Origin of the sequence: Paracoccus sp. (in: a-proteobacteria) (assembly GCF_047605025.1) — a bacterium.
Lineage (GTDB): Bacteria > Pseudomonadota > Alphaproteobacteria > Rhodobacterales > Rhodobacteraceae > Paracoccus.
Map to the genome: position 1 here is coordinate 123,652 of NZ_JASGGO010000002.1, position 15,818 is coordinate 139,469.

16 protein-coding genes and 1 riboswitch are annotated in these 15,818 nt (G+C 65.7%); of the genes, 6 read left to right on the forward strand and 10 right to left on the reverse strand.

What is annotated here, in order from left to right; translation table 11 throughout:
- Positions 1–237 precede the first annotated feature (237 nt).
- Genes QM682_RS02430 through QM682_RS02450 form a run of 5 tightly spaced genes read left to right on the forward strand, consistent with a single transcriptional unit; the run spans position 238 to position 4,818 of the window.
- A complete protein-coding gene (locus QM682_RS02430) occupies positions 238–1,437 on the forward strand; it encodes an ABC transporter substrate-binding protein (RefSeq protein ID WP_415126736.1) in 1,200 nt (399 codons plus the stop codon).
- On the forward strand, positions 1,437–2,213 hold the full coding sequence (locus tag QM682_RS02435) for an ABC transporter ATP-binding protein (protein WP_415126738.1): 777 nt from the start codon (positions 1,437–1,439) through the stop codon (positions 2,211–2,213). The genes QM682_RS02430 and QM682_RS02435 overlap by 1 nt, the downstream gene beginning before the upstream one ends.
- The gene (locus QM682_RS02440) at positions 2,210–2,914 is read left to right on the forward strand and encodes an ABC transporter ATP-binding protein (RefSeq protein ID WP_415126740.1); all 705 of its coding nucleotides are present in this window, start codon (positions 2,210–2,212) and stop codon (positions 2,912–2,914) included. Before QM682_RS02435 ends, QM682_RS02440 begins: the two co-directional genes overlap by 4 nt.
- Position 2,915: 1 nt before the next feature.
- Positions 2,916–3,803: a branched-chain amino acid ABC transporter permease gene (locus QM682_RS02445; protein ID WP_415126742.1), complete on the forward strand. Its 888-nt coding sequence runs from the start codon at positions 2,916–2,918 to the stop codon at positions 3,801–3,803.
- Position 3,804: 1 nt separating this feature from the next.
- On the forward strand, positions 3,805–4,818 hold the full coding sequence (locus QM682_RS02450; protein WP_415126744.1) for a branched-chain amino acid ABC transporter permease: 1,014 nt from the start codon (positions 3,805–3,807) through the stop codon (positions 4,816–4,818).
- 115 nt (positions 4,819–4,933) lie between these two features.
- Here the strand turns inward: QM682_RS02450 and QM682_RS02455 are convergent, their stop codons facing one another.
- From QM682_RS02455 to QM682_RS02480, 6 genes are read right to left on the reverse strand one after another with little or no spacing between them, the layout of a single operon-like run.
- On the reverse strand, positions 4,934–5,563 hold the full coding sequence (locus QM682_RS02455) for a nucleoside/nucleotide kinase family protein (RefSeq protein WP_415126746.1): 630 nt from the start codon (positions 5,561–5,563) through the stop codon (positions 4,934–4,936).
- Positions 5,563–6,411: a sugar phosphate isomerase/epimerase family protein gene (locus QM682_RS02460; protein WP_415126748.1), complete on the reverse strand. Its 849-nt coding sequence runs from the start codon at positions 6,409–6,411 to the stop codon at positions 5,563–5,565. Before QM682_RS02460 ends, QM682_RS02455 begins: the two co-directional genes overlap by 1 nt.
- Positions 6,412–6,416: 5 nt before the next feature.
- Entirely contained in the window at positions 6,417–7,406 is a 990-nt protein-coding gene (locus QM682_RS02465; RefSeq protein WP_415126750.1) for an ABC transporter permease, read from the reverse strand.
- On the reverse strand, positions 7,406–8,398 hold the full coding sequence (locus QM682_RS02470) for an ABC transporter permease (RefSeq protein WP_415126752.1): 993 nt from the start codon (positions 8,396–8,398) through the stop codon (positions 7,406–7,408). The genes QM682_RS02465 and QM682_RS02470 overlap by 1 nt, the downstream gene beginning before the upstream one ends.
- Complete coding sequence (locus QM682_RS02475; RefSeq protein ID WP_415126754.1) at positions 8,391–9,896, reverse strand: sugar ABC transporter ATP-binding protein; 1,506 nt, start codon at positions 9,894–9,896, stop codon at positions 8,391–8,393. Before QM682_RS02475 ends, QM682_RS02470 begins: the two co-directional genes overlap by 8 nt.
- 57 nt (positions 9,897–9,953) lie before the next feature.
- Positions 9,954–10,931: a substrate-binding domain-containing protein gene (locus tag QM682_RS02480; protein WP_415126756.1), complete on the reverse strand. Its 978-nt coding sequence runs from the start codon at positions 10,929–10,931 to the stop codon at positions 9,954–9,956.
- Between the two features lie 211 nt (positions 10,932–11,142).
- Between QM682_RS02480 and QM682_RS02485 the strand changes: the two genes are divergently transcribed.
- Positions 11,143–12,183: a LacI family DNA-binding transcriptional regulator gene (locus tag QM682_RS02485; protein WP_415126758.1), complete on the forward strand. Its 1,041-nt coding sequence runs from the start codon at positions 11,143–11,145 to the stop codon at positions 12,181–12,183.
- A 20-nt stretch (positions 12,184–12,203) separates the two neighbouring features.
- Here the strand turns inward: QM682_RS02485 and QM682_RS02490 are convergent, their stop codons facing one another.
- Genes QM682_RS02490 through QM682_RS02505 form a run of 4 tightly spaced genes read right to left on the reverse strand, consistent with a single transcriptional unit; the run spans position 12,204 to position 15,452 of the window.
- Entirely contained in the window at positions 12,204–12,635 is a 432-nt protein-coding gene (locus tag QM682_RS02490; RefSeq protein WP_415126760.1) for a pseudoazurin, read from the reverse strand.
- 11 nt (positions 12,636–12,646) lie between these two features.
- Positions 12,647–13,417 (reverse strand): ABC transporter ATP-binding protein, encoded by a 771-nt coding sequence (locus QM682_RS02495; protein WP_415126762.1) that lies wholly within the window; start codon positions 13,415–13,417, stop codon positions 12,647–12,649.
- Positions 13,414–14,451 carry a FecCD family ABC transporter permease gene (locus tag QM682_RS02500; protein WP_415126764.1) on the reverse strand — a complete coding sequence of 346 codons (1,038 nt, stop codon included), beginning with the start codon at positions 14,449–14,451 and terminating at the stop codon, positions 13,414–13,416. The genes QM682_RS02495 and QM682_RS02500 overlap by 4 nt, the downstream gene beginning before the upstream one ends.
- A complete protein-coding gene (locus tag QM682_RS02505) occupies positions 14,448–15,452 on the reverse strand; it encodes an ABC transporter substrate-binding protein (RefSeq protein ID WP_415126766.1) in 1,005 nt (334 codons plus the stop codon). Before QM682_RS02505 ends, QM682_RS02500 begins: the two co-directional genes overlap by 4 nt.
- A gap of 96 nt (positions 15,453–15,548) precedes the next feature.
- A riboswitch (cobalamin riboswitch) is annotated at positions 15,549–15,748 on the reverse strand.
- Positions 15,749–15,818 lie beyond the last annotated feature (70 nt).

A 15,818-nucleotide genomic window follows, 5' to 3' on the forward strand; every position in this document is an offset into this window, starting at 1 on the left:
CGGCCTCGCGCGGCGTTGCGGCATGAAGGCGCGCCGCCCGCATGGATGGCGATGCCTGGGGTCGCCTTCGGAACGCTGCGGAACGGACGGAAACGAACCCGCTTGAACCCTTGTATCGGGGGGCATTTCCTAGCATCCTACCACCCGTGGGATGAGAGGAGGAACGGTCATCCCCGCAACAAACGTCCCGAACCGGCGGAAAACGCAGCCGGCGCAAGGGGCTTCAAGGGAGGATACATGCGCAAGTTTCTGTTGACGGCCGCCACGGCGGGCCTTGCCGCCGCACCCGCAATGGCCCAGGTTTCGGATGGCAAGGTCAAGATCGGCATCCTGAACGACCAGTCGGGCGTCTATGCCGATTTCGGCGGCAAGAACTCGGTCGAGGCCGCGAAGATGGCGGTCGAGGATTTCGGCGGCAAGGTGCTGGACACGCCTGTCGAGATCGTAAGCGCCGACCACCAGAACAAGGCCGACATCGCCTCGAACATCGCGCGGCAGTGGTATGACACCGAACAGGTGGACAGTATCATGGAGCTGACCACCTCATCCGTGGGCCTGGCGGTGCAGGCGCTTTCGCAGGAAAAGAAGAAGATCACCATCAATACCGGCGCCGCGACCACGGACCTGACCGGCAAGGCTTGCACGCCCTATGGCTTCCACTGGGCCTATGACACCCATATGCTGGCCGTGGGCACCGGCGGCGCGCTGGTCAAGGAGGGCGGCGATAGCTGGTTCTTCCTGACCGCCGACTATGCCTTCGGCTATTCGCTGGAAGAGCAGACCAGCAATGTGGTCAAGGAACATGGCGGCACGGTGGTGGGCTCGGTCCGCCACCCGCTGGCGACGACCGATTTCTCGTCCTTCCTGTTGCAGGCGCAGGCATCGGGCGCCAAGGTCATCGGCCTGGCCAATGCGGGGCTGGATACCCAGAACACGATCAAGCAGGCGGCCGAATTCGGCATCACCCAGGGCGGGCAGAAGCTGGCCGCGCTGCTTTTCTCGATCGCCGAGGTGCATGGCCTGGGCGCCGAGGCCGCGCAGGGGCTGACGCTGACCGAAAGCTTCTACTGGAAGCGCAACGAGGAATCCGCCGCCTTCGGTAAACGCTTCATGGAACGGACCGGCGCGATGCCGAACATGGTCCATGCCGGCACCTATTCGGCTGTGACGCAATATCTGAAGGCGATCCAGGCGGCGGGCACCGACGACGCCGATGCGGTCACCGCCAAGCTGCATGAAATGCCGGTGGACGATGTCTTCGCGCAAGGCGGCAAGGTGGGCGCCAATGGCCGCTTGATCAAGGATGCCTATCTGATGGAGGTGAAGGCCCCCGCCGACATCACCGAGGATTGGGACTATTACAAGGTGCTTGCCACCATTCCGGGCGATCAGGCATTCTTGGACCCAGCCAAAAGCGGCTGCCCGCTGGTTCAGTGATGGTTGCGGCGACGGCGAATGAGCCCGAGGCTCGGGTTGTTCTTTCGGCTCGGGGTCTTGGGCGTGACTTCGCGGGTTTCACGGCGGTGGATGCCGTGGATCTGGACGTGCATCACGCCCGGATCCACGCGCTGATCGGACCGAACGGCGCTGGCAAGACCACCGTGTTCAACCTGCTGACCAAGTTCCTGCAACCCAGCCGCGGCCAGATCACGCTGCTGGGCCAGGACATCACCCGCACGCCGCCCGACAGGGTGGCGCGCATGGGGCTGGTGCGCAGCTTCCAGATCTCGGCCGTCTTCCCGCATCTGAGCGTGCGGGAAAACGTCAAGGTCGCGCTGCAACGCCCGGCCGGCCTCGCCACCCAGTTCTGGTTGCCGCTGTCCTCGCTGGACCGGCTGGACGCCCGCGCCGACGAGTTGATCGAGCGGCTGGGCCTGGCGCAATATCGCGACCACCGCGCCGCAGACCTGTCCTATGGCAGAAAGCGCGTCTTGGAGATCGCGACCACGCTGGCCCTGGATCCACAGGTTCTGCTGCTGGACGAACCGATGGCCGGCATGGGGCAGGAGGACGTGCGCATGGTCGCCGAGATCATCCGCGACGTGGCGAAGGAACGCGCCGTGCTGATGGTCGAGCATAACCTGAACGTCGTGGCCGATATCTGCCATCACGTCACCGTGCTGCAACGCGGAAAGATCATCGCGACGGGCGATTACGCCACAGTCTCGGCCGATCCGCGCGTGCGCACCGCCTATATGGGGAACGAGGAATGACCGCCCGACTGCTGGAAGTCGCCGGGCTTCATGCCTGGTATGGAGAAAGCCATGTCCTGCATGGCGTGGACCTGCATGTCGATCAGGGCGAGATGATCTGCATCCTGGGCCGCAACGGCATGGGCAAGACCACGACGCTGCGCACGATCATGGGTATCCTGCGCAAGCGCCAGGGCAGGATCGTCTTTGCCGGCCAGGACCTGATGGCGCTGCCCTTGCACAAGACGGCGCGCACCGGCCTGGGCTTCATCCCCGAAGAGCGCGGCATCTTCGCCAGCCTCTCGGTCCAGGAAAACCTGATGCTGCCGCCCAAGGTGGCCGAGGGCGGCATGCCGGTCGAGGAAATCTACGAGCTGTTCCCGAACCTGCTGGAGCGTCGCGACAGTCCGGGCACCAAGCTGTCGGGGGGCGAGCAGCAGATGCTGGCGCTGGCCCGCATCCTGCGCACCGGCGCGCGCTGCCTTTTGCTGGACGAGCCGACCGAGGGCCTGGCCCCGGTCATCATCAACGCCATCGGCGACGTTCTGCGCAAGCTGAAGCAGCGCGGCATGACCGTGGTGCTGGTCGAGCAGAACTTCCGCTTCGCCGCCAAGGTGGCCGACCGATTCTATCTGATGGACCACGGCCGCATGACGGCGGAATTCCCCGTGGCCGACCTGGCCGGTCAGATGGACCTGCTGCATCGCGAACTGGGGGTGTGACATGACCACGATCTTCGGCGTGCCGCTTCAGGCGCTGATGGGGCAATTGCTGGTCGGGCTGATCAACGGCAGCTTCTATGCGCTGCTGAGCCTGGGCCTGGCGATCATCTTCGGCCTGCTTCGCGTCATCAACTTCGCCCATGGCGCGCAATACATGCTGGGCGCCTTCACGGCACTTCTGCTGCTGACATGGGGTGGCGTGAACTATTGGTTCGCGCTGATCCTGGCGCCGCTGATAGTGGGGCTGTTCGCGGCCCTGATCGAAAGGACCATGCTGTCGCGGCTTTACAAGCTGGACCACCTTTACGGGCTCTTGTTCACCTTTGGCCTGGCCCTGACGATCGAGGGGACTTTTCGCTATTTCTTCGGCGCCTCGGGCAAGCCCTATGCCCCGCCCTCGCAACTGACCGGGGCGGTGAACCTGGGCTTCATGTTCCTGCCGATCTATCGCGGCTGGGTGGTCGTCGCCTCGCTTGCGGTCTGTATCGCGGTCTGGCTTTTGATCGAGAAGACCAGGCTGGGCGCCTATCTGCGCGCGGCGACGGAAAACCCCACGCTGGTCCAGGCGTTCGGCGTCAACGTGCCCTTGCTGCTGACGCTGACCTATGCGCTTGGCGCCGGGCTTGCGGGCTTCGCCGGGGTCTTGGCCGCGCCGGTCTATCAGGTCAGCCCGCTGATGGGGACGAACCTGATCATCATCGTCTTCGCGGTCGTGGTCGTCGGCGGCATGGGCTCGATCCTGGGGGCCATCGTCACCGGCTATCTGCTGGGCGTGGTCGAGGGGCTGACCAAGGTTTTCTACCCCGAGGCGTCCAATATCGTGATCTTCGTCATCATGGCGATCGTGCTGATCCTGCGGCCTGCGGGCCTTTTCGGAAAGGAGGCCTGACATGGCCCCCAAGACCAAGACGGGTGAAACCGGCCCCATCCCGGCCAAGACCGTCGCCGCCCATCCGCAGGCCGGCCGCATCCGCCTGGTGTTGCTGGCGGCGGCATTGCTGGGGCTGCTGATCGTGCCGCACCTGCTTTATCCGATCTTTCTGATGAAGCTGCTGGCCTTCGCGCTTTTCGCCTCGGCCTTCAACCTGCTGCTGGGCTATACGGGGCTGCTGTCCTTCGGCCATGCCGCCTTCTTCGGAGGCGCGGCCTATTTCACCGCCCATGCCGTCAAGGAATGGGGCTGGCCGCCCGAGGCAGGCATCCTATTGGGCGTCGCCGGCGCCGCGGTCCTGGGCCTGATCATGGGCGCCATCGCCATCCGCCGCCAGGGCATCTATTTCGCCATGATCACCCTGGCGCTGTCGCAGATGTTCTTCTTCTTCTGCCTGCAAGCCCGCTTCACCCATGGCGAGGACGGCATCCAGTCCGTGCCGCGCGGGCGGCTGTTCGGAATGATCGACCTTAGGGACACGATGACGATGTATTACTTCGTCCTGGCCGTGTTCATCATCGGGCTTTTGATCATCTGGCGCTTCGTGAACTCGCCCTTCGGCATGATCCTGAAATCCATCCGCGAGAACGAACAGCGCGCCATCTCGCTGGGCTATTCGGTGGCGCGCTACAAGCTGGGTGCCTTCGTGATGTCGGCGGCGCTGGCGGGCTTGGCCGGGGGCCTCAAGGCGCTGATCTTTCAGTTCGCGACGCTGACGGACGTGGCCTGGCAGATGTCGGGCGAGGTGATCCTGATGACGCTTCTGGGCGGCATCGGCACGCTTTTCGGCCCCATCGTCGGCGCCGGGCTGGTGGTCAGCTTGCAAAACTACCTCGCCACCTCGGACTTCCCGGTCACCATCATTACCGGCGTCGTCTTCATGATCTGTGTCCTGCTGTTCCGCCGCGGCCTCGTCGGAGAGGCACTCGCATCCAAAACCGCGAAAAAGCTCGGCTTCAAACCAGAAAACTGAAGGCCAAAGACCCACCCGGCAAAAAAGAACATACCCAAAACAAACGCAAAGGGCGCGGCACCGGGAAAAACGGCGCCGCGCCTTGTTGTCCAGCCTGGCCGTTCAGCCTGGCCGCTTAGTCCTGGCCAAGAACAAGATCCGGTGTCGCGCTGGCCTGGATCACCTGGCGGCCGTTTGGCAGATCGTTCTGCTCCAGCTTGAAGTCGATCTGTTCGGGCGTCAGATTATAACCTATCCAGCGTTCCCGCAGCCGGCGCTTCAACTCCGGCTCGGGCACTTCGATCATCACGGTGACATCGAAAAGATCGCGCAGACCGTTCCAGGGCGCCTGATCCAGCAGCAGGTAATTGCCCTCGGCCAGGATCAGCCGCATATCGGGCGCGATGATCCGCGCGCTGCCGCGCGAGATTTCCAGGTCACGGTCAAAGACCGGGACGACCACGGCCCCCTCGTCGGGATCGCGCAGCCGCTTCAGGGCGCTGCGCAGCCCGCCCACGTCGAACGTGTCGGGCGCGCCCTTCCAGGGGCGGCGGCCCATGGCCTCAAGCAGCCGGTCGTCAAAGTGAAACCCGTCCATCGGCAGGATCGCCACGCTTTCGGCGGGCAGCGATGCCGCCAGCCGCTCGACCAGGGTGGATTTGCCCGCGCCGGGCGCGCCTGCGATGGCCATGACCTGCCGGCCGGGACGCGCAAGCAATTCGCGCGCCACCGTCGTCAAGGCGCCAAGATCGACCCGCCGCGCCATCAGATCAGCCTGTATTGCGCGGCCTTGTTGCGCAGGAACGGCAGGCCCTTGTCCATGACTTCCTGGAAGCTTTGGGCCACGGGGCGCCAGACGGCCAGGCCATAGCCGACTTCGGGGGGCATGTTGATGAAGCTCTCCATCGCCAGCCCGCCCTTGAAGCCGATGGCGGCCAGCGCGCCGTAAACCTCGTCCCAGGCCACGGTGCCCTCGCCCGGCGTGCCCCGGTCGGATTCCGACAGGTGGATATAGCGCAAATGCTCGCGCGCATCCAGGATACCGTTCGCCTGGCCCTTTTCCTCGATATTCATGTGATAGGTGTCCAGATGGACGAAGATATTGTCCGCGCCGACCCGTTCGATCATGTCCACCGCCTGGCGGGCGGTGTTGATCAGGTGGTTCTCATAGCGGTTCACCGCCTCGATGCCGAAGGCCAGGCCGACCTTCTTGGCGTGCTTGGCGGCCGCGTCCAGCGCGCGGGCGATGTTTTCATATTCGCCCTCGGTCGGGGGCAGGCCGGTGCGCTGGCCGATACCGCCGAAGGTCACGCCCGACAGCGCCTCGCAGCCCATGGCGGCGGCCACGTCCAGCGCCTGGACCAGATGCGCCACCGCGCCCTCGGGGTTGATGCTGGCCCAGTCCTTTTCCGGCAGGCCCAGCGAGGCGACGGCCCGCATCCCGTGCTTTTCCAGCAGCGCGCGGGTATGGGCCGCATCCACGGCCGGCGCGTTCAGCAGCGCGATCTCGATGAAATCCATCTTGTAAGCGGCGGCGGCGGGGATGGTCCGCTCCGCGCCCGCGCGGTCCCAGTTCATCGTCCACATGCTGGTATGGACGCCAAATCCTTGCATGGTCTTCAGTCCTTTCTAAGAAAAAGCGCCGCGATCTGGTCGGATCGCAGGATCATCACCGCGACCAGGAACAGGCCCCAGACGGCGGTGACGAGATGCTGGCTGGCCCCCACCAGGTTCAACCCCGAGGACAGCAGTTGCAAAAGCAGGATCGAGATGATGACCGGCGCCACCTTGCCATGCCCGCCGAAGGGGTCGATCCCGCCCAGAAAGATCGCCAGCACGGTGATCAGCAGCATCGCCTCGCCATGGCCGACACGGACCGAGTTGAAGCGCGCCGCCATCAGGATGCCGGCGATGGCGCAGATCAGCCCCGACAGCGCATAGATCGCGACCAGGGTGCGTTTCGTGCGCAGCCCGGAATATTCCGAGGCGCGGATGTTCGAGCCGACCATATAGACCGCGAAGCCGTGCCGGCTGCGGCCCAGAAGGATGGTCCAGGCCACCGCCACCAGCGCGAACAGGATCAGCGGCACCGGGATGCCCAGAAGGCTGCCATGGCCCAGCACCGCCAGCGCGGGCGGAAAGCCCGAGATGTCGCCGCCCTTGGTCAGGAACTCGCCCAGGCCCCGCAGAAAGATCATCATCGCCAGCGACACCAGGATCGGATGCGCGCCGATATAGGCGATGACGGCGCCCATCACCGCGCCGGCGATGGCGCCGACGATCATGGCCGCGACCGCGCCCAGCAGGATGGCACCGATCCCGGCCTCGGGTCCGCCGAATTGCAGGATGACCCAGGCCAGCGTCAGCCCCGAGATATTGGCGGTATAGATGATCGCCAGGTTGAACCCGCCCGAGATCATCGGCGCCAGCATCGCCAGCGTCAGCAGCCCCAGCATCGGCGCCTGATAGCCCATCGAGGAAAAGCTGGCCAGCGTCAGGAACTTGGGCGAGGCGATGCTGAATCCGACGATCATGATCACCATCAGCACCAGCAGGCCAAAGCTTTCGCGGCCCAGCGTCTTGCGGGCCTTGTCGATTATCGCGGCCATCACATGTTCTCCTTGCTGACCCGGACGCGGCGGCGAAGCGAGACGTTCGAGGTCGAGATGGCGACCAGGATCGCGGCGCCGATGATCATCTGGAAGGCGAAGGGCGAGATGCCCAGCAGGTTCAGGCCGTTCTGCGTCACCGCGACGAACAGCACGCCCAGCACGCATCCGGTGATGGTGCCCCTGCCCCCGCCCAGGCGGGCGCCGCCCAGGACCACGGCGGCCAGCACCTCAAGCTCGCGGCCGTAAAGGGCGTTGGGGACCACTTCCTGCACGATATTGGCCTGCATCAGCCCGGCCATGCCGGCCATCAGCCCGCACCAGCCGAAGGCCAGGCATTGCATCACGGCCAGGTTGACCCCGGCGCGGCGCGCACCCTCGGGGTTGTCGCCGAAGGCGTAAAGCTGGCGGCCCAGATTCGAGCGGCGGATCAGCAACCAGGTCGCGCCGACGCAGACCACCATCACCGCAACCGGCAGGGTCAGTTCCGACCAGGTGCCATCGGCGGCCTGATGCTCGAACAGCACGACGCGCGTGGTCCACCAATCGGGCAGGTCGTAGATGCTGCGGCCGGAACTGAAATACATCAGCAGCCCGAAGAAGGCATTGAAGGTGGCAATGGTCACCACGATCGAGATAATGCGAAAGCCGTGGATCAGCGCCGCGTTCAGCAGCCCCAGCCCGACGCCAAAGGCCCCGCACAGCAGGAAACCCAGCACCCAGTTGCCGCCGCCGATGCCGATCAGGCACTTGGCCGCCACATATTGCACGACCGAGGACGCCACCGCGAACGAGATGTCGATCCCCCCGGCGATCAGCACCACCAAAAGACCCACGGCCCAGATCAGGTTGACCGAGTTGTTGTTCAGAAGCGAGGTCAGGTTGCCCATGGTCAGGAAACTGCCCGTCGCCAGCGACAGTCCGATGCAGATCAGCACCAGCACGATGCCCAGACGCAGCTCGACCTGGCGGTTTTGCAGGAATTCACGCATAGATCGCCGCCTCCAGTTCATGGACCGAGATCCGCCTTGGGTCGTATTCTCCGGCGATGCGGCCCTGCGCCATGTGCAGCACCCGGTCCGAGTTATACATCACCTCGGTCGCCTCGTCCGAGATCAGCAGGATCGCCAGCCCCTGCTCGGCCAGGTCGCGCACGATGCGAAAGATGCCCGCCCGCGCGCCCACGTCGACGCCCACCGTCGGGCTGTCCAGGATCAGCAGGCGCGGCTGGGTCGCCAGCCATTTCGCCAGCACCACCTTTTGCTGGTTGCCGCCCGACAGGGTGGAAACGGCGTTCTCTGGCTGGCCTATCTTGATGCCCAGTTGCTTGACCCAGCCCATGATCAGGTCGCGCTTCTTTTTCGAGGAAATCAGCCCGGCCCCGTCCAGCAGCTTGTCCAGCACCGCGATGGCGGCATTGTCGGCGATGGACTGCTTTTGCAGCAGACCCAGTTGCAGACGATCTTCCGAGACATAGGCCATACCCTTGCCGATGGCCTCACGGATCGAGGCGGGCCGGTAATCCTGCCCGTCAAGCTGCATCTGTCCGCCGAAGGGTTGCAGCATCCCCATCATCGCCAGCGCGGTTTCCGTCCGGCCGGCCCCGATCAGGCCGATCAGCCCCACCACCTCGCCCGCGCGGATGGTCAGGTCCACCCCCGCGATCTTGCCTGGCACGGACAGGTTTCTGGCCTGGAAGATCACCGGGGCGTCGCCCAGGTCGCGGGCCACGACTTCCTCTTGCAACAGGTGGCCGGTCATCAACTCGCCCAGGCGGGCCTGGGTCATGCCCTCGGTCGGATAGACGCCGATCAGGTGGCCGTCGCGCACCACGGTCACGCGGGCGGCGATCTCCAGCACCTCGGCCAGCCGGTGGCTGACAAAGACGATGGCCACCCCGTCCGAGGACAGCTTGCGCACGATGTCCAAGAGCTTGTCGGTTTCCGATTGCGTCAGCGAGGCCGTAGGCTCGTCCATGAAGATCAGCCTGGCGTCGTTCATCAGCGCGCGGGCGATGGCCACGACCTGGCGCTGCGCGATGGGCAGCGTTTCCAGCGGCACGTCCAGGTTCAGCGTCACGCCCAGCCGGGCCAGGGCGGCGGCGGCGCGCGTCTTCATGCCCGTGTAGTCCACGCCGCGCAGGCGCAGCCCGACCATCTCGTCGAAGGCGATGTTCTCGGCCACGCTCATGTTCGGGAACAGCGCGAGATCCTGCCAGATCACCGAAACCCCCTTCTCGCGCGCAAGCGAGGGGGTGATGGCGTCGATCCTTTCGCCGAAAAGCTCGATCATCTCGGCGGATTCGGGGCGGTAAACCCCGGTGACGATCTTGATGAGGGTCGATTTCCCGCAGCCGTTCTCGCCGGCAAGGCAATGCACCTCGCCGGTTCTGACCTCGAAATCGACATTATCCAGCGCCTTGATGCCGCCAAACGCCTTGGTGACACCCTTCAGGCGCAAGGCGTGGCCCGCGGCCGCGTTCTCTTGCATGGCAATGTCCTGGGATAAGGGCCGCGGGCAAGGCGCGCCCGCGGCGGGATGGGCGGATCAAAGGCCCTTGTCGGCCAGTGCGTCCACGCTGTCCTTGCTGAGTTCGACCAGATTGTCGGTGACGATCAGATGCCCCTCGGGATGGATCACGCCAAGGCCGGGAATATCCATGCCGTCCTTGATCTCCTGCCCCTCGGCGACCATCTTGCCCAGCGTGACGAAGACCTCGCCCGCCTGCATCGGATCCCACATGAAGCCGCCCGAGATCACGCCCTGATGCAGCATCTTGCGGCCCTGACCGGGCGAGAACGGCCCCAGGACGAAGATTTCGCCGGTCTTGCGGCGCTCCTCGATGGCGCGGCCGACGCCGATCGGACCCTGGCTGCCAAAGGCCAGAAAGCCTTTCAGGTCCGGGTTCGCGGCCATCAGGTCCAGCGCGGTCGAGCGGCTGTCGTCCACGTTCTCGGCCACGCCATAGCGTTCGCCCACCAGTTCGATCTCGGGGTGGTTTTCCTTCATCCAGGCGATGGCGGCATCGGCCCATGCGTTATGCAGCGGCACGGTCAGCGAACCGACGAAAACCGCGTATTTTCCCGGCCCGCCGATCTTTTCGGCCAGCAGCTTGGCATGCGCCTCGCCGAAGCCCTTGGCCGAGGCCAGTTCGAAATTGTAGTCGACGTTCTTCAGGCCCGGCCCCTCATGCGAGATGACCTTGATGCCGGCGTCGCGGGCCTTTTTCAGCACCGGCTCCAGCGCGGCCTCGTCATTGGGGACCACGCCGATCACGTCGACGCCCTTGGCGATCAGATCCTCGATGGCCTGGACCTGCAAGGCGGGGTCGGCCGAAACCGGGCCGATCATCACGGCATTCACACCCTCGGCGGCGGCCTGGGTCTTGATGCCTTCGTCCATGGCGTTGAACCACGGAATGCCGCCGATCTTGACGACCACGCCGATATCGGTGGCGAGCGCCGCGCCCGATGACAGGCCCAGCGACAAGGCCGCCACGCTGGCGAATGCCAGAAATTTGTTCATTTTCCCCTCCCAACCCGTGCCGGGTCTGTCCCGCCCTGTTCAGGGCGCTCTTAAACGGTCGGCTGCGCAAAACAGATCAGGAAAACACCCCCAAGCCGAACCGAAGTCGGCCATATTTTCCGTCCGTCTTTTCCCTTTGCACAATCGATTTTGCATACTAGCTTGATTCCATCTCGCGCTGTCAAGCAAGGAATGCTCGCCGGAGATTTTCGTGAAGCCCATCCAGAAGCAAACCATTTACGATGTCGCCCAGAAGACAGGCAAGTCCGCATCGACGGTCAGCGCGGCGCTGAACGGCACCTGGAAGGCGCGCCGCATCAGGCCCGAGACCGCCGACGAAATCATGCGGGCCGCGCGCAGCCTGGGCTATTCGGTCAATCTTCAGGCGCGGGGATTGCGGACGGCGCAATCCGGGCTGACGGGATTGCTGCTGCCCGAACATAACAACCGCTTCTTCTCGGACCTGAGCCAAAGCTTCATGCTTGAGGCGCGCCGGCGCGGGAAATGCCCGATCACCATCGCCACCCAGCGCGATCCCGCCGAGGAAGAGCGCACCGTCCAGGACCTGATGGCCTATTCCGTCGATGCGCTTTTCATCGCCGGGGCCGCCGATCCGCTGCGCATCCGCGACCTCTGCCATCAGGCGCAATTGCCGCATGTCTTCATCGACCAGCCCTGCCCCGGCTCGCCCTCGGTGATCACGGATAACGAGCAGGGGGCGCGGTGGCTGACGCAGGCGATCATCGACACGATGCGGCCCTGTGGCACGGGCGCGCGGGATCGGATCTATCTGATCGGCGGGGATGCGCGGCTGCACGCGACCTCGCGCCGGATCGCCGGCTTTCGCGCCGTCGTCAAGGAGCGTTTCGGCACCTGCGCGCCCGATCAGGTCATGGCTTGCGGCTATGACCCCCAGGCCGCGCTGGCCCGGCTCATCGCGCTGCACGACCGGCTGGGCGGCCTGCCCGCCGCGATCTTCGCCAATTCGATCAATGCTTTCGACGGGATCATGCGCTACCTGCTGCGCTTTGCGGACAAGGAATTGCAAGGCATCTCGGTCGGCTGCTTCGATTACGAGCCTTACGGCGAATTGCTGCGCCTGCCGGTTCACATGATCCGGCAGCGCCATCGGCAACTGGTGTTCCGCGCCTATGAATTGCTGGAACAGGGCGCACAAGGCCCCGCGCTTGTCACCGTCACGCCCGAGCTTTACAGGGCCGGAACCGCCCGCGCGGCCCAGGCCCCGAAATAGCGCCCCACGGCGCCGGAGCATCAGCGGGCGGAGACGTGCCGGGCCAGGATCTCGACCATACGGGCGCGGGCGGCATCAGGCAGATCGGGGGGCAGATCGGCCTCGGTCGCCGGGCTGTCCCCGACCTGGATCAGCATCACCATGCCCATGGTGTAATGCGGCGAGCATTTGATCCCCCAGATGCCGGGCGCGTCCAGCGTCACCTCGATTTCCTCGTTGATCTTGCCGATGAATTTCTTGCCGCCCTCGGGGATCATGCCGGCGATGGTGGCGGCGTTGTGGCCGGGATCGGTGGCCAGAAACTTGACCGTATCGCCGGGCTGGATCACCAGATAATCCGGCTGAAACGGCATCGGGCCGGTGTCGTCGCGGTTCAGCATCCTGACCTCATGGGTCTCGGCCAGGGCGGAAAGCGGCAGAAGGCAGGCCAGCAGGACGGCGCGGGTCAGCATGGGATTTCCTTTCAACTGATCTTGTGGAAGGCGAAAAGCGGGTGGCCCTGGCGCGGATGGGGGACGATCTCGGCCTCGACGGCGAAGATTTCGCGGATAAGGGCCGGGGTCAGGACCTGCGCGGGCGGCCCAAGCGCCGCGACGCGGCCGGCCTGCATCACCAGGAGGCGGTCGCAGCGCAGCGCGTGATGCAGGTCGTGCAGCGCGATCACGCTGGTAAGCGGCAGCCCCGCGACCAGATCCAGGATGGCGATCTGGTGGTGGATATCCAGATGGTTCGTCGGTTCGTCCAGCAGCAGGATGCGCGGGGATTGCGCATGGGCGCGGGCGATATGGACGCGCTGGCGCTCTCCGCCCGACAGGGTGGACCAGTCTCGACCAGCCATATGCGCCAGACCCACCACATCCAGCGCCCGCGCGACGGCCTCGTCATCCGCCGGACCCCAGGCGCGCAGGGGGCCAAGCCAGGGGGTGCGGCCCAGTTCCACGGCTTCGCGCACGGTGATGCGGTCGCCTGTCTCGGCCTGCTGGGCCACCAGCGCCAGGCGCTGCGCGATCTGGCGGCGGCGCAGGTGGTGCATCGGGCGGCCCTCCAGCCGGATCTCGCCGCGGCAGGGCCGGATCAGCCCGGCCATCAGCCCCAGAAGCGTGGACTTGCCCGAGCCGTTCGGGCCGATCAGGCCCAGCGTCTCGCCCGGATGCAGGGCCAGGCTGACATCGGCCAGGATGTCGCGACCCGCGACGGTGCGGCCGGCGCCGATGACCTCAAGCACCGCGCTCATCGCGCGCGGCCCCGGATCATGACCACGGCGAAGGCGGGGGCGCCGACCAGCGCGGTGATGACGCCGATGGGCAGCACCTGGCCGGGGATCGCGATGCGCGAAACCACGTCCGAGACGACCAGGAACACCGCCCCTGCCAGCGCCGTCGCCGGCACCAGCCGCGCGTGCCGGCTACCGACCAGAAAGCGCATCGCATGCGGCACGACCAGCCCGACGAAGCCGATGGCTCCCGCGATCGAGACCATCGCCGCGGTCACCAGCGCCGCCGTGCCGATCAGCACCGCCTGGGTGCGCCTCAGCTCGATCCCCAGCGCGGCGGCGGCATCGGCGCCGAAGGTGAAGGCGTCCAGCGCCCGCGCATGCCAGAACGTGACCCCCAGCGCCAGCGCCGCCATGGGCAGCGCCAGCCAGGTGTCGGGCCAGCGCACGCCCGACAGATTCCCCAGCAGCCAGAACATGATGCCCCGCGCCTGCTCGGCGCTGGCCGATCCCGCGATGATCAGCGCCGTCAGGGCGTTGAACATCTGCGATCCGGCGATGCCCGCCAGGATGATGACGCCGGCGCCGCGCAACCCGGTGCCGCCGCCCGCCATCCGCGCCAGCGCCGCGACCAGCCCGAAGGCGGTCAGCGCGCCCGCGAAGGCCCCCGCCGACATGCCGACCAGCCCCGCGCCCATGCCCGCCACCGCGATCAGCACCGCCCCGGTCGAGGCCCCGGCCGAGATGCCCAGCAGGTAAGGCTCGGCCAGAGGGTTGCGCAAAAGCGCCTGAAGGATCAGCCCCGACAGCGCCAGGCTGGCGCCGCCGCAGGCCGCGACCACCGCGCGCGAGGCGCGGTAATGCCAGATCACGCTGGCCTCGATCGGGTCAAGCGGCCGGCCCGACAGCCCCAGCTTGACCGCCAGCACATCGAGCACGGTCGAAAGCGGTATCCGCGTCTCGCCCACCGCCATCCCGAACAGCAGCGCCGCGACCAGCACCAGCAGGGCCAGAAAGGGCCGGCCAAGCCTGAAGGTCGCGGCGTGCAACGTCATTTCAGGTCGTATCCCGCCAGCGCATCCGCCAGCGATTCCAGCCCGTAGATCGACCTGACCGAGGGGTCCATCGCATTCGCCGGCATCAGCACGATGCGGTCGTTTTTCACCGCGTCCAATTCCTTGGTCACCGGGTCGGTGATCAGGAATTCGCGCTTGACCGCGATATCGTCGGCGGGAAAGCGGCGGCGGTTCAACTCGGCCGCGACGATGAAGGTCGGGTTCGCCTGGGCGATGGTCTCCCATCCCACGGTCGGCCATTCCTCTTGCGAGGTGACGACGTTACGCACGCCCAGCTTGGACAGCATCCAGCCCGGCGCCGCGTTCACGCCCGCCACATAGGGGTCGATCTCGATATCGGCCGAGGAATACCAGAACACGCCCGAGACATCCTTGGGCAGCTTCAGCGCGCGGGCCTTTTCGACGGCGGCATCCTCGCGTGCCTTCAGATCCGCGATCACCTCGGCGCCGCGATCCTGAACGTCGAAGATCGACGCCAGCTCCTCGATCCCCTGATACAGGGTCGCCGTGTCGAACATCACGGTGCGCGTGCCGTCCATGCTTTGCGTATTGTCCTTGCCCACGCATTCGGTCGGCATGATCCAGGTCGGGATCTTGGCGTCGTCGAACATCTGGCGGGTGCCGACCGCGCCTTGCGGACCGATCATCCATTCATAAGCGGTGACGACCAGCGCGGGCTTCTTGGCCAGCACGCTTTCAAAGCTGGGGGCGTTGTCGGCCAGACGCTCGACCTTGGCATCGATTTCGGCGAATTCGGGCAGGACCGGATTGATCCACAGCGCCGTGCCCGCCACCTTGTCGGCCAGGCCCAGCATATACAGGATCTCGGTCGTGCTTTGCCCGACGCTGACGACGCTTTCGGGCGCGTGCTCCAGCGTGATCTCATGGCCGCAGCTTGTCAGCGTCAGCGGGTATTCGGTGGCAAGCGCCATGGGCGCAAGCGCGCAGGTGGCGATCAGCGCCGCAGTCAGCCTTAACATAATGTGTCCTTCCGCTACATCATGTCGGGCCGGGCAGGCGGACAGCGGCGGGCAAGGCTCGCGCTTGAAGGATTGTCCGCCCAAGCCGACCCGCTTGGGTTTGGTCGATATGTCGGCAGGTCTCCTGACTGGCGGGTCGCGGGCGGGATGCGCCTTCCCATGGCCGGGGCCACAGTGGCGATTGCATTCCTCCTCGCCGCCTACAGTTGCGGGGGCAGTTCCGGTTCGGCACGCGCAAGGCGTCCCAACGGATTCCCTTTCAATTCCTTTCGGAAACCGACATTCGAGCAGTAGCCGAGCGGGGCACATGGAGCAAGGGATTTCGCCGGAGCCCGGAATGAACGCGCCCGCCCATTCAAGCGAAAA